The following is a 13,243-nucleotide window of genomic DNA, read 5'->3' as shown; positions in this document are numbered from 1 at the left end:
CTCGGTCACACTGGGCGCATGATCGGCGTAGGGGCCCCGCCCAAGCAGATCCACGCACCCGGGCACGCCCCCAAAAATCCCGGGCTTGTAAACCAACGGCACGGCCGAGCAGATCCACCCACCCGGGCACCCCCAACAAACGACCGAGCCCTTAAACCTGGCCACAGCCCAACAGGCACATCACCCCGCACCCCGACGTGCCCGCCCCGCATCAACTGGTCGCTGCCAACACAAACGGCAACACCCCCTTCGCCCCAGCCCCGCGCAGCAGGTAAGCGGCGAGAGTGACCGTCCACCCACTGTCCACCCGCTCATCGACCAGCAGAACCGGCCCGTCCGCCTCCGCCACCCGCGCGGCCAACTCCTCCGGCACCCGCAGCGCCTCCCACAGCCGCGCCACCCGGTGCGCGCTGTTGCCCGGCGCCACGGCCCCCGGCACCTCAACCATCCCCAACACCGGCAGCCGCCCGATCGAGGCGATCCGCGCGCCGAAGTCCACCGCCAGGTCCGACGACCCCACCGTCACCACGCCGACCGGTCGCTGCTCCCACCCCCAGCCCGCCAGCACCTGCACGCACCCGCGCATGACGTCGTCCGGCACCGACGTGGCCCCCTCGGCGAACAGCGCCCGCAACCGGTTGCCCCACCCGATGTCGGTCAGCCGCCCGAGCGCCCGCCCCACCTCGGCCACCCGCCCGGTGGCGATCTTGCCGCTCAGCGGGACGTCCAACGCCGACATCCCGGTGGGCCACATCTTCTTCGGCGCGACCTCCACGCCCGGCCGGGCCAGCCGCTCCTCCGCCGCCGCGGACCCGGCTTCCGACACCGCGTCGCTCCACCGCTGCCCGGTGCAGTTGTCGCAGCGGCCGCACGGGGCCGCGTGCGGGTCGTCGAGCTGCCGCAGCAGGAACTCCATCCGGCAGCCGTCGGTGCGCTGGTACTCCAGGATGGCCCGCTGCTCGGCGGTGCGCGCCTCCGCGATCCGCCCGTACCGCTCCCCGTCGTACTCCCACGCCGCCCCGGTGGCCTCCCAGCCGCCGCGCACCCGCCGGACCGCCCCGTCCACGTCGAGCACCTTGAGCACCATCTCCAGCCTGCCCCGGGCCAGGTCGACCATCGGTTCCAGCGCCTGCGTCGACAGCACCCGCCCGGCCCCCTCCAGCGCGGCCAGCACCTCCCGCACCACCGGCTCCGGCGGGAACGCCAGCGAAGCGAAGTACGACCAGATGTCGCGGTCCTCGGTCCCCGGCAGCAGCAGCACGTCCGCCCGCTCGACGCCGCGGCCCGCGCGCCCGATCTGCTGGTAGTAGGAGATCGGCGACTGCGGCGCCCCCACGTGCACCACGAAACCCAGGTCCGGCTTGTCGAAGCCCATGCCCAGCGCCGACGTCGCCACCAGCGCCTTGACCCGGTTGGCCAGCAGGTCGTCCTCGGCCCGCTGCCGCTCGGCGGTGTCGGTGCGCCCGGTGTACGAGGCGACCTCGAACCCGCGCTCGCGCAGGAACGACGCCAGCTCGTCGGCGGCGGCGACGGTCAGCGTGTAGATGATCCCCGATCCGGTGAACTCCCCGAGGTGGTCGGCCAGCCACGCCAGCCGGGCGCGCGCGGTGGGCAGCCGCAGCACCGCCAGCCGCAGGCTCTCCCGGTCCAGCGGCCCGCGCAGCACCAGCGCGTCGTCCTCGGCCAGCCGCAGTTGCTGGGCCACGTCCCGCACCACCCGGTCGTTGGCGGTGGCCGTGGTCGCCAGCACCGGCACCCCCTCGGGCAGCTCGCCCAGCAGCGTCCGCAGCCGCCGGTAGTCCGGCCGGAAGTCGTGGCCCCAGTCGGAGATGCAGTGCGCCTCGTCGACCACCAGCATCCCCGCCGAGGCGGTCAGCTTCGGCAGCACGGTGTCGCGGAAGTCCGGGTTGTTCAACCGTTCCGGGCTCACCAGCAGCACGTCGACCTCGCCCGAGGCCACCGCGTCCTGCACGTCGTCCCACTCCTCGACGTTCGCCGAGTTGATCGTCCGCGCCCGCACCCCCGCCCGCGCGGCCGCCTCCACCTGGTTGCGCATCAGCGCCAGCAGCGGCGACACGATCACCGTCGGTCCCTCGCCCCGCTCCCGCAGCAGCGCCGTCGCCACGAAGTACACAGCGGACTTGCCCCACCCGGTCCGCTGCACCACCAGCGCCCGGCCGCGCCCGGCCACCAGCGCCTCGATGGCCGTCCACTGGTCCTCGCGCAGCCGCGCGCCAGGACCGGCGAGGGCCCGCAGCCGTTCCTCGGCGGTGGCGCGCAGTGCGGTCGTGGTCGTGTTCATGCCCCCTTGGTACCGGACCCGTACGACACGGCCAACTCGTTGTCCACAGGTCCGCCCCGCGATGAGCTGGGCCACACGCCGCGACGGGGTGCCGAACCGGACGTAGGCTCACCCCCATGCGGCGTCGCGTGGGGATCATGGGCGGCACCTTCGACCCGGTGCACCACGGCCACCTCGTGGCCGCCAGCGAGGTGCAGGTCCGGTTCGGGCTGGACGAGGTCGTGTTCGTGCCGACCGGCCAGCCCTGGCAGAAGACCGCGCACGGGGTCAGCGCCGCCGAGGACCGCTACCTGATGACGGTCGTGGCGACCGCCTCCAACCCGCGGTTCTCCGTCAGCCGGGTCGACATCGACCGCGCGGGCGCCACCTACACCGTCGACACCCTGCGCGACCTGCGCGAACGCCTCCCGGACGCGGAACTGTTCTTCATCACCGGCGCCGACGCCCTGGAGCAGATCCTGTCCTGGCACCGGGTCGAGGAGCTGTTCACCCTCGCCCACTTCGTCGGTGTCACCCGCCCGGGGTACACCCTGGGCGACCAGCACCTGCCCAGCGGCTCGGTCACCCTGGTCGAGGTCCCGGCCATGGCGATCTCCTCCACCGACTGCCGCGCGCGGGTCGCCAAGGGCGAGCCGGTCTGGTACCTGGTGCCCGACGGGGTCGTGCAGTACATCTCCAAACGCGGCCTCTACGCCGATGGCGACTGACCGGCAAGGCCCCGTACCGGTGCTTCCCCGTCGGGCGCCGCGCGCGCCCGGGTACCCTCGCCTGGTTGAGTCCCCAGCAGGATACCGAGGAGAACTGTGACCGCGACGCCCGACGCCCGCGAGCTGGCCCTGGTAGCCGCCAACGCGGCTGCCGACAAGAAGGCCAGTGACGTGCTCGTCCTGGACGTCTCCGATCAGTTGGTGATCACCGACTGCTTCGTCATCGCCTCCGCGAGCAACGAGCGCCAGGTGAACGCGATCGTCGACGGCGTCGAGGAGAAGATGCGCGAGGCCGGGAGCAAGCCGGTCCGCCGCGAGGGCACCCGCGAGGGCCGCTGGGTCCTGCTGGACTTCGTCGACGTGGTGGTGCACGTCCAGCACGCCGAGGAGCGCACGTTCTACAGCCTGGAGCGGCTGTGGAAGGACTGCCCCCGGATCGAGTTCGACCCCGAGCCCCCGGCCGAGGACGGCGCCGAGTGACCCTGCGCAGGGTGGTGCTCTGGCGCCACGGGGAGACCGACTACAACGCCACCGGCCGGATGCAGGGTCACATCGACTCGCACCTGACCGAGACGGGCTGGAACCAGGCGCGGTTCGCCGTTCCCGGCCTGGCCCGGTTCTCCCCGGACGTCATCGTCGCCTCCGACCTGCGCCGCGCCACCGACACCGCCACCGTGTTCAGCGACGCCATCGGGGTGCCGCTGCGGCTGGACAAGCGCTTGCGCGAGACGCACCTCGGGCAGTGGCAGGGCCGCACCGGTGCCGAGATCGACCTGGAGTGGCCCGGTGACCGGGCCCGCTGGCAGACCGACGCCACCTGGGCGCCGCCGGACGGCGAGACCCGCGTCGAGGTCGCCGCCCGGGCCGTCGAGGTGGTCGCCGACCTCGACGAGGGCACCGACGAGACCGCGCTGCTGTGCGCGCACGGCGGCCTCATCACCGCGCTGACCGGGCGGATGCTGGACCTGCCGGTGGAGAACTGGTCGCAGCTCGGCGGCATCAGCAACTGCCACTGGACCGTGTTGGCCCGCCGCCCGAACAGCGGCCCGACCTGGCGGCTGGTCGCGTACAACGCCGGGACGACCAGCTGAACCGCATGTCCCCGACCCTGCTCGTGTTCGGCGACTCGCTGTGCTTCCACGGGCCGCGGGGACCGATGCCCGCCGACGACCCCCGGCTGTGGCCCAACCTGGCCGCCGCGGCGGTCGGCGGCCGCGCCGAGCTGTTCGCCGGGTTCGGCTGGACCGCCCGCGACGCCTACTGGTCGCTGACCGGCGACCCGCGGGTGTGGGCCGTGCTGCCCGACATCGACGTGCTGGTGCTGGCCGTCGGCGGGATGGACACGCTGCCCTCGCCGCTGCCGACCTACCTGCGCCAGGGCATCCGCTACCTGCGCCCGGACGGCCTGCGCCGCCGCGTCCGGAGCGCCTACCTGGCCGCGCAACCGCACCTGGCCCGGCTCACCCGCGGTTGGCCGGTGGTGCTGCCCGCCGCCCAGACCGTGCGCTACCTGGACGACGTCGTGGTCGCCGTGCGCGCCCTGCGCCCCACCCTGCCCGTCGTCATCGCCCTGCCCGGTGTCCACCGCGCCGCCTCGTACGGCTACGTCCACACCGCCCGCGACACCGCCGTGGCCGCCATCGAGGCGTGGGCCGAGGAGTCCGGGGTGCCCGCCCTGGACCTGCGCGCCACCATCGGCGACCACGTCCTGGGCGGTCACGGCAACGTCGACGGCCTGCACTGGGGCTGGGAGGGGCACGCGCTGGCGGGCAAGGCCCTGGCCGAACTCGTCGCCCCGCTGCTCGACCCGCGCACGAACCGCGTGTCGTAGGTTCCCGGCGGGTCGGCAACTAGGCTCCCGCCCCGTGCCGTTCGCCGTAGTCACCGACTCGACCGCGTACCTGCCGCAGGGCTTCGCCGACCGGCACGCCGTCCGCGTCGTGCCGCTGCTGGTCCACCTCGACGGCCGCGAGTTCCGCGACGGCGTCGACCTCGGTCCCGGCGAACTGGCCGAGGCGCTGACCCAGCACCGCGCGGTCACCACGTCCCGGCCCAACCCGGGCGAGTTCATCGCCGAGTACCGCTCGCTGCTGGACGCGGGTGCCGACGGCGTGCTGTCGGTCCACCTGTCCCGCGAGCTGTCGGGCACCTGGGAGTCGGCCCGGTTGGCGGCCGAGGAGGTCGGCTCGGACCGGGTGCGCGTGGTCGACTCCCGCACCACCGCGATGGGCTTGGGCTTCGCCGCGCTGCGGGCGGCGGCCGCGGCCGCCACGGGTGCCGGGGGAGCGGAGGTCGAGGCGGTGGCGGTGGCGGCGGCGGAGCACACCAGGAGCTTCTTCGTGGTGGAAACCCTCGACCACCTCCGCCGCGGCGGGCGCATCGGCGCCGCGGCGGCGCTGATGGGTTCGGCGCTGGCGGTCAAACCGCTGCTGCACGTGCACGACGGCCGGATCGTGCCCCTGGAGAAGGTGCGCACGACCAGCAGGGCGCTGGGCAGGCTGGTCGACCTGGCGGTCGAGGCTGCGGGGGACGGTCGGGTCGAGCTGGCCGTGCACCACCTCGCCGCCCCCGACCGCGCCGCCGAGGTTGCCGCCCGCCTGGACGAGCGCGTCCCGAACTCCTCCGGTTGCGTCGTCTCGGAACTGGGGTCGGTGATCGGCGCCCACACCGGCCCCGGCGTCATCGGCGTCGTGGTCTGCCCCGGCCGCCTCTGACCAACCCCTCAGCGTCCCACCTGACCCCGACGTTCTTGCTTGTCCACAGGGACATCCCGCCTGGGTTGTCCACATGGGTCGAATCCATCCACAGGCGACGAACTCCCCTCGATCCCGCCCCGCGCCACCCCTAGCGTCGATCTCATGACCGATCGCACCGCACGCACCGCGCAGATGGACACCGTCCTCACCCGCCTGGCCACCGTGGCGGGCCGCCCCTGGGACGTCCCCGCACCCGAGTCCCGCGGACAACGGTGGCGCAGCACGAGCCGGTCCCACGCCGACCCGCCACCCGGCGCAGGCACACCCCGCACGCCACCCGGCATCGATCCCCCTCCGACCCCCGACGATCCCCCGCGCCGCACCACCGACAACGGTTCGCCCACGACTGCCGAGGCAGATCAACCCGACCCCGCCTCCCCACCCGACCCGCGCGCCGCCGACCCCGCCCAGGAGGAGCCCTTCGTCGTCGACTCCCAGACGCGGCCCGACCGCGAACGAACACCCCGGTGGTGGCACGACCACCCCGCCGCGGGCCTGCTCCGCCGCGTCACACCGCCCCGCCGCACCCCCATCGCCCTCGTCGTCGGTGCCCTGGCCCTGCTGGCCGTCGTCACCTACTGCGCGCTCTCCACCAACCCGACCCCGGAACCGGCCCCCGACCTCGCCGCCGCCACCGTCGACCACCCCCGCCCGTCATCGACCGCCCCATCCCAGGTCGTCATCGACGTCGTGGGCAAGGTCAACGCCCCGGGTGTGCGCACCCTGCCCAGCGGCTCCCGGGTCCGCGACGCCCTCACCGCCGCGGGCGGCCCCACCCCCGACGCCGACCTGAGCACCCTCAACCTCGCCCGCCCCCTGGTGGACGGCGAACAGGTCCGCGTCGGCCTCCCCGCTGCCATCCCCTCCGCCGCCGACCCCCAGAACCCGCCCACCACCGCACCCGTCGACCTCAACACCGCCACCGTGCAACAACTCGACTCCCTGCCCGGCGTCGGAACCGTGACCGCCCAACGAATCCTCGACTGGCGCACCCGCCACGGCCGCTACTCCGACGTCACCCAACTCCAAGAGGTCGACGGCATCGGCCCGTCCCGCTTCGCCAAACTGCGCGAACTGGTGACCGCCCGATGAGCGCATCGACACCACCTCCGCCCGCCCACCGCCCTCCTCGAGTCGGTTCGAAACCTGATTCCTGCCGCTTCCGCGGTGTGGTCGCTGCTCCAGCCGCCACATCGGGCGCTCGATCCCGATCCCGGGTTCCATGCGGAGCACCGCTGCCCGCACGGGACCCACACGGGCTCACCGTTTCGGCGGTTGGTGTGCGAGCGGCTCGCCTGCCCGCCCGGACGCGCCGGCCGGTGTCATGCGCCGCCCGTCTTGGTCGGTCGCAGCGAGCGCGTGCCGTGCGCTGCGTCCAACGGGGAACGGGTGACCACCCGGTGAGTCCGTCGTGATCGGCGCGGGCCACCTGACCGATGCCCCGGTCCGACACGACTGGCGCCTGGTCCCCGGTGCGCTCGCGGTGTGGGCCGCCGCCCTCCTCGCGCTGCTCGTGCACTGGTCGTCCGCCCTGGTCACCGGTGCGGTGGCCGTCGTGGTCGCCTGCCTCCTCCTCCGCACCGGGCGGCGTGCCTGGCCCCTGCTGGTCTCCGGGCTCGTCGCGGCCTGGCCCGTCTCGGTGGCCGTGCACGACGCGGTGACCCACCCCCTGCGCGAAGCAGCCGCCCGCCAGGTCTCCCGCGAGCTGGACCTGGTCGTCGCCGAGCGGCCTCGACCGGTGCGGTCGGCCGGGTTCGGCGCCACCCCGACCGGCCCGCGGTCCGTGGTCGTCCCCGCCGACACCCCCGACGGTGCCCGGGTCGCGCTCCTCGCCCCGGTCCAGGCGTGGGCGGACGTCCTGCCCGGGCAACCGGTGCGGGCACGCGGCGCACTCGCCCCCGCCGACCCCGGCACCCTGACCGTGGCCCTGCTGCGCGTGCGCGGTCCGCCGCTGTCGGCGGGGGAGGCGCCGGGCCTGCAGCGGCTCGCCCGGGACCTGCGGGTCGGCCTGCGGGACGCGGCCGGGGTGCTCGACCCGGATTCGGCGGGACTGCTGCCCGCGCTGGTCGTCGGCGACACGGACGGCCTGCCCGACGTGGTCGAGGACGAGTTCCGGGTGGCGGGCATGTCCCACCTGCTGGCGGTCAGCGGCTCGAACCTGGCGATCATCTGCGTGGCCGTGCTGTTCCTCCTGCGGTTGCTGGGGTTCGGACCGCGCGGGTCGGCGGCCGGGGCGTTGGCGGCGCTGGTCGGCTTCGTCGTCCTGGTCGGACCGGAGCCGAGCGTGTTGCGGGCCGGGGTGATGGGCGCGGTCGGCCTGCTGGCGTTGGCGCTGGGCCGGGAGCGGTCGGCGATCCCGGCGCTGGCCGGGACGGTCCTGCTGCTGGTCGCGGTCGACCCGGGGTTGGCCGTGGCACCGGGGTTCGTGCTGTCGGTGCTGGCCACCGGGGCGCTGGTGCTGCTGGCGCCGAGGTGGGTGGACCGGATGACCCGGCGCCGCGTGCCCAGGGTGCTGGCGGAGGCGTTGGCCGTCCCCGCCGCCGCCCACCTCGCCACGGCACCGGTGGTGGCCGGGCTGAACGGGCAGGTCAGCGTCGTCGCCGTGGTGGCCAACCTGGTGGCGGCGCCGGTGGTCGCGCCCGCGACCGTGTTCGGGGTGCTGGCCGCCGTGCTCGCGCCGCTGTGGACCTGGGCCGCGGTGTGGTGCGTGCGCCTGGCCGGGCCCGAGGTCGACTGGCTCGTCGCCGTGGCCCGGTGGGCGGCGGACGTGCCGGGAGCGGCGATCGACTGGCCCTCGGGGTGGTGGGGCGGGCTGGTGGCGGTGGTCGTCCTGCTGGTGCTCGTGGTGGCCCTGCGCGGCCGGGGGAGCGCCGTCGCGGTCGGGTTGGTCGCCGTGCTGCTGGTGGTCGTGCCGGTGCGGGTGCTCGCCCCCGGGTGGCCGCCCGCCGGGTGGGCGGTGGTCGCCTGCGACGTCGGGCAGGGGGACGCGCTGGTGCTGGCCACCGACGAGCCGGGGCGGGCGGTGGTGGTGGACGCCGGACCGGAGGCGAGTCCGGTCGACGGCTGCCTCGACCGGCTGGGAGTGGACAGGGTGCCGCTGGTGGTGCTCAGCCACCTGCACGCCGACCACGTCGGCGGCCTCGCCGGGGTCCTCGCCGGACGCGCCGTCGGCGGGATCGCGGTCGGTGTGGGTCGTTCGCCCGCCTGGGCGTGGGACCAGGTCCGCGACGAGGCGGCCGACGCCGGGGTGCCGGTCGTGGGGCTGCTGCCCGGGCAGCGGCTGGGCTGGCCGGGTCTGACCCTGGACGTACTGGCACCACGGCGGAAGGAGGAAGGCAGGGCACCGGACGGCACGGAGATCAACAACCGCTCGGTCGTGCTGCGCGCGTCGACCCGCGCCGGGCGGGTGCTGCTGGCGGGTGACGTGGAACTGGGCGCCCAGGCGGAACTGCTGACCTCGGGAGCGGACCTGCGCGCGGAGGTGATCAAGGTGCCCCACCACGGCTCCGGCTACACCGCCCCGGAGTTCCTCACCGCTGTCGGGGCCCGCATCGCCCTGCTCAGCGTCGGCGCGGACAACCGCTACGGCCACCCGAGCCCGCGCACGCTCGACGTCCTCACCCGCGAGCACACCCTGGTCGGGCGCACCGACCGCGACGGCGACAGCGCGGTGGTCGTTGACGCGGGAGTACCCGCTCTAATCGGTCGCGGCGGCGCCCGCTCACCGCCGAAGCCCTGAGCGGCGGCGACCCGGGCCAGGCAGGTGGCGCGCGAAAACCGGTGCCGCCGTGGGACCACGGCGGCACCGGTCGGGCGGGGCGTGGCTCGCGGTGGCCGCGAGCCGGGTGGCTCAGTGGCCGAGGACCTCGCGGACGGCGGCGGCCGACGGCGGGATCGTGGCCTTGGGACCGATCTGGTCCTGGACCGCGTCCAGGGTCTTGAGGCCGTCGCCGGTGATGAGCAGGACGGTCTCGGCGTCGGGGTCGATCTTGCCCGCCGCGATGAGCTTCCTGGCCGTGGCGACGGTGACCCCACCCGCGGTCTCGGCGAAGATGCCCTCGGTGCGGGCCAGCAGGCGGATGCCCTCGACGACCTCGGCGTCGGTGACGTCCTCGACCGCACCACCGGTCCGGCGGACGGCGTCGAGCACGTACGGCCCGTCGGCGGGGGCGCCGATGGCCAGGGAGCGGGCGATGGTGTCCGGCTTGACCGGGCGCACCACGTCGTGGCCGCCCTTGAACGCCGTCGACACCGGCGAGCAGCCGGTGGCCTGGGCGCCGAACACCTTGTACGGGGTGGCCTCGACCAAGCCCAGCTCGCCGAACTCGCGGAACGCCTTGTCGACCTTGGTCAACTGGGAGCCGGAGGCGACCGGGATCACGATCTGCTCGGGCAGCCGCCAGCCGAGCTGCTCGGCCACCTCGTAGCCCAGGGTCTTGGAGCCCTCGGCATAGTACGGGCGGACGTTGACGTTCACGAACGCCCAGTCCTCGTGCTCCGCGGCCAGCTCGGTGGCGAGCCGGTTCACGTCGTCGTAGTTGCCGTCGACGGCGATCAGGGCGCCGTCGTAGACCGCGGTGGTGAGGATCTTGGCCCGCTCCAGGTTGGAGGGGATCAGCACGACCGACTCCCAGCCCGCCCGCGCCGCCGCGGCGGCGACGGCGTTGGCCAGGTTGCCGGTCGACGGACAGGCCAGCACCCGGAAGCCGAGTTCGCGGGCGGCGGCGAGCGCCACGGCGACGACCCGGTCCTTGAACGAGTGCGTGGGGTTGCCGGTGTCGTCCTTGACCCAGAGCGACTTGAGGCCCAGGGCGGCGGCGAGCCGGTCGGCCTTGACCAGGCGGGTCATGCCGGGCTCGGTGTTGGGGTGCTCCCGCACGTTCGACGGCACGGGGAGCAGGCCGCGGTAGCGCCAGATCGACCGGGGCCCGGCCTCGATGCTCTCGCGGGTGATGTCGCCGAAGTCGTAGGAGACCTCGAGGGGGCCGAAGCACTCGGCGCAGGCGAACTCGGCGGCGAGCGGGATGCGGTGGCCGCACTCCCGGCACGACAGGGCGCGGGCGGGGCCGAGGTCGAAGGCGTCGGTGGTGACGGCCTGCTGGATGTCGACGGTCGATGTCATCGAGGACACTCCTCATCTCTCCCGCGTGGCGGGTCGGAATTGGCACCGTGGCCCGCCGACCTCCCGGCCGCGGATTCGTCGCGGTGGAAAGTGGTGGGTGCCGGTTGCCGGGGCTTCGTCGGGCCGTTCCCTCTGCCCCTCTGGATGAGCGGTATTCAGTTGTCTGGCGCACACAAGGACCGAGGCTGCCCTCGGCACGCCCGCAACGCTACGGCAACGAACGCGCCGTCGGCCAATCCCGTTTCCAGAATCCGAGAGCGCGCCCGCCGCGTCTGCGCAATCCTGCGCACCGCCGCCGTGGCAGGATTGCCGGGGTGAGCTCACCCTCGGTCACACCCGCGCCGCTGCAACTCGTGCTCGGCGAGGAGGAGTTGCTGGTCGAGCGCGCCGTGCGCGCGGCGCTGGAGACCGCCCGGCTCGCCGACGCCTCCGCCGACCTCACCCGCATCCGGGTGTCCGAACTCACAGCTCCTGAGCTGGCCGAACTGGTCAGCCCCTCGCTGTTCGCCGAGGGCAGGGTGATCGTCCTCGACGCCGCGCACGAGGCCACCCAGGACATCGCCGCCCTGGTCATCTCCTACGCCAAGCAGCCCGCCGAGGGCATCGTGCTGGCCGTCGTGCACAACGGCGGTGGCCGCAAGCCGGGCAAGGATGTCGTCGCGGCGATGCGCAAGGCGGGCGCGGTGGTCACCGAGTGCGCCAAGATCACCAAGGCCGCCGAGCGGGAGGGCTTCGTCCGCAACGAGATCCGCCAGGCGGGCGGCAGGACCGATCCGGCCGCGGTCGCCGCGCTGATCGACTCGGTCGGCTCCGACCTGCGCGAACTCGCCGCCGCCGCCCAGCAGTTGGTCGCCGACACCGCCGGGGCGGTCACCGAGGAGGCCGTCCGCCGCTACCACCGCGGCCGCGCCGACGTCACCGGCTTCGCCGTCGCCGAGAAGGCCGTCACCGGCGACACCGCGGGCGCCCTGGAGGCCCTGCGCTGGGCCATGCAGACCGGCGTCCCGCACGTCCTGGTGGCCGACGCCCTCGCCGACGCGGTCCGCACGGTCGCCAGGGTCGCGGGCGCGGGCCGCGCCGACCCGTTCCGGTTGGCGGGCGAACTCGGCATGCCCGCCTGGAAGGTCAAGAAGGCGTTGGCCCAGGCCCGCGGCTGGAAGCCGCGCGCCCTCGGCGAGGCCATCCGCATCACCGCCCAGGTCAACGCCGACGTCAAGGGCATGGCCGCCGACGCCGACTACGCCCTGGAGCGCGCCGTCCTCGGGATCGCCCGCGCCCAGCGCTCCGACCACTGACCACCGGCCCGCGCCCGCGTTTGGCTTGCTGACCACTGGCCCGTACCCGCGTTCGGGTTGCTGATCACCGGCCCCTGCCCGCGTTCGGCTTGCCGATCACCGACCCCCGCCCGCGTTCGGGTTGCCGATCACCGGCCTCGCCCGCGTTGGACTCGCCGATCACCGGCCCGCTCCCGGCGTTCTGATTTGTGCGCTCAGCACCTGGAACGACCGGCCATCGGTCCGTGTCCGGCGCTCCGACGGCCTGCCACTCGCCCGAGTCCGCGCGGACCGCAGGCCACCCGGTGCGGCAGCAGGTGGCGCACTTGCCCTGTTCGGGGCCGGCTCCCCGGTCCCGCCGCGCGGGTGGTCACCGCCGCGCCGGGCCTGTGGACAACCTCCGTCACCCTTCGAAAACTGTCGGACCCCTTCGGTAATGTGGAATTCGGGGGTCCCCCTGGGCTGTGGATGGACGGGGGCGGGGAGTCCGGGAAGCGACTACCGTTGGTGGGTCAGGGCTTCGGGTCGCGGCTGGCGAGGATTTCGTCGCGGCGGGTGAGGCGGTGGCGGCGGGGGATCTCGGCTTCGCGGAGGCGGCGTTCGTCCTCCGGGGTCTCCGGGAGCAGGGGCGGGACCTCGCGGGGGTTGCCGTGGGCGTCCACGGCGACGAAGACCAGGTAGGCCGTGGCGACCCGGGTGGGGGCGACCCCGGCGCGGTCCCAGGGTTCGGCGACGACCCGGACGCCGACCTCCATGGAGGAGCGGCCCGCCCAGTTCACCTGGGCGTGCGCGTGGACCAGGTCGCCCACCCGGACCGGGTGCAGGAAGGTCATGCCGTCCATGGCCGCGGTGACCGCCGGGCCGCCGGAGTGCCGCTGCGCGACCGCGCCCGCCGCGTCGTCGACCAGCTTCATGACCACGCCGCCGTGCACCGTGCCCAGCAGGTTGGTGTCGACCGCGGTCATGATGTGCGACAGCGACGTGCGGGCGGCGGACGGCGGCTTGGGGTCCATGCGCCCGAGTGTGCAAGAACGACAGCGGCGCCGCCCACCCGGGGGTGGACGGCGCCGCCGCGGAACGGG

Annotated in this window: 11 protein-coding genes and 1 riboswitch; of the genes, 8 read left to right on the top strand and 3 right to left on the bottom strand. The window is 74.4% G+C overall.

What is annotated here, in order from left to right; genetic code table 11:
• Positions 1-211: 211 nt before the first annotated feature.
• Entirely contained in the window at positions 212-2,302 is a 2,091-nt protein-coding gene (locus UO65_RS22545) for a RecQ family ATP-dependent DNA helicase (protein WP_035286052.1), read from the bottom strand.
• A 116-nt stretch (positions 2,303-2,418) separates the two neighbouring features.
• Between UO65_RS22545 and nadD the strand changes: the two genes are divergently transcribed.
• The 7 genes from nadD (at position 2,419) to UO65_RS22510 (ending at position 9,504) form a co-directional block, all read left to right on the top strand.
• Positions 2,419-3,009: a nicotinate-nucleotide adenylyltransferase gene (nadD, locus tag UO65_RS22540; RefSeq protein WP_035286050.1), complete on the top strand. Its 591-nt coding sequence runs from the start codon at positions 2,419-2,421 to the stop codon at positions 3,007-3,009.
• A 96-nt stretch (positions 3,010-3,105) separates the two neighbouring features.
• Positions 3,106-3,489, top strand: coding sequence for a ribosome silencing factor (gene rsfS / locus UO65_RS22535; protein WP_035286048.1), 384 nt, complete (start codon positions 3,106-3,108; stop codon positions 3,487-3,489).
• A complete protein-coding gene (locus tag UO65_RS22530) occupies positions 3,486-4,100 on the top strand; it encodes a histidine phosphatase family protein (RefSeq protein ID WP_035286046.1) in 615 nt (204 codons plus the stop codon). Before rsfS ends, UO65_RS22530 begins: the two co-directional genes overlap by 4 nt.
• Positions 4,101-4,105: 5 nt before the next feature.
• Positions 4,106-4,840, top strand: coding sequence for a diglucosylglycerate octanoyltransferase (gene octT, locus UO65_RS22525; RefSeq protein ID WP_035286044.1), 735 nt, complete (start codon positions 4,106-4,108; stop codon positions 4,838-4,840).
• A gap of 34 nt (positions 4,841-4,874) precedes the next feature.
• Complete coding sequence (locus UO65_RS22520) at positions 4,875-5,723, top strand: DegV family protein (protein WP_035286042.1); 849 nt, start codon at positions 4,875-4,877, stop codon at positions 5,721-5,723.
• A 144-nt stretch (positions 5,724-5,867) separates the two neighbouring features.
• A complete protein-coding gene (locus UO65_RS34840) occupies positions 5,868-6,857 on the top strand; it encodes a ComEA family DNA-binding protein (protein ID WP_233427799.1) in 990 nt (329 codons plus the stop codon).
• A gap of 319 nt (positions 6,858-7,176) precedes the next feature.
• Positions 7,177-9,504, top strand: a complete 2,328-nt coding sequence (locus UO65_RS22510; RefSeq protein WP_233427798.1) for a ComEC/Rec2 family competence protein — start codon at positions 7,177-7,179, stop codon at positions 9,502-9,504.
• A gap of 111 nt (positions 9,505-9,615) precedes the next feature.
• Here the strand turns inward: UO65_RS22510 and thrC are convergent, their stop codons facing one another.
• The gene (gene thrC / locus UO65_RS22505) at positions 9,616-10,887 is read right to left on the bottom strand and encodes a threonine synthase (protein WP_035286040.1); all 1,272 of its coding nucleotides are present in this window, start codon (positions 10,885-10,887) and stop codon (positions 9,616-9,618) included.
• Between the two features lie 9 nt (positions 10,888-10,896).
• A riboswitch (SAM riboswitch) is annotated at positions 10,897-11,038 on the bottom strand.
• A gap of 163 nt (positions 11,039-11,201) precedes the next feature.
• Here thrC and holA point away from each other — a divergent pair.
• Positions 11,202-12,182, top strand: a complete 981-nt coding sequence (gene holA / locus UO65_RS22500) for a DNA polymerase III subunit delta (RefSeq protein WP_035286038.1) — start codon at positions 11,202-11,204, stop codon at positions 12,180-12,182.
• A gap of 491 nt (positions 12,183-12,673) precedes the next feature.
• On the opposite strand, the gene UO65_RS22495 is transcribed toward holA, so the two are convergent.
• Positions 12,674-13,174, bottom strand: coding sequence for an acyl-CoA thioesterase (locus UO65_RS22495; protein ID WP_035286036.1), 501 nt, complete (start codon positions 13,172-13,174; stop codon positions 12,674-12,676).
• Between the last annotated feature and the right edge of the window lie 69 nt (positions 13,175-13,243).

Source organism: Actinokineospora spheciospongiae (assembly GCF_000564855.1).
GTDB lineage: Bacteria > Actinomycetota > Actinomycetes > Mycobacteriales > Pseudonocardiaceae > Actinokineospora > Actinokineospora spheciospongiae.
Note: the sequence above shows the minus strand (reverse complement) of the source record. Positions and strands in the feature narration are given on the sequence as shown.

Excerpts from the sequence above, each read along its gene's own strand:
- thrC (WP_035286040.1), bottom strand. The coding sequence starts at position 10,887 with ATGACATCGACCGTCGACATCCAGCAGGCCGTCACCACCGACGCCTTC.
- nadD (WP_035286050.1), top strand. The coding sequence starts at position 2,419 with ATGCGGCGTCGCGTGGGGATCATGGGCGGCACCTTCGACCCGGTGCAC.
- octT (WP_035286044.1), top strand. The coding sequence starts at position 4,106 with ATGTCCCCGACCCTGCTCGTGTTCGGCGACTCGCTGTGCTTCCACGGG.
- UO65_RS34840 (WP_233427799.1), top strand. The coding sequence starts at position 5,868 with ATGACCGATCGCACCGCACGCACCGCGCAGATGGACACCGTCCTCACC.
- UO65_RS22495 (WP_035286036.1), bottom strand. The coding sequence starts at position 13,174 with ATGGACCCCAAGCCGCCGTCCGCCGCCCGCACGTCGCTGTCGCACATC.
- UO65_RS22545 (WP_035286052.1), bottom strand. The coding sequence starts at position 2,302 with ATGAACACGACCACGACCGCACTGCGCGCCACCGCCGAGGAACGGCTG.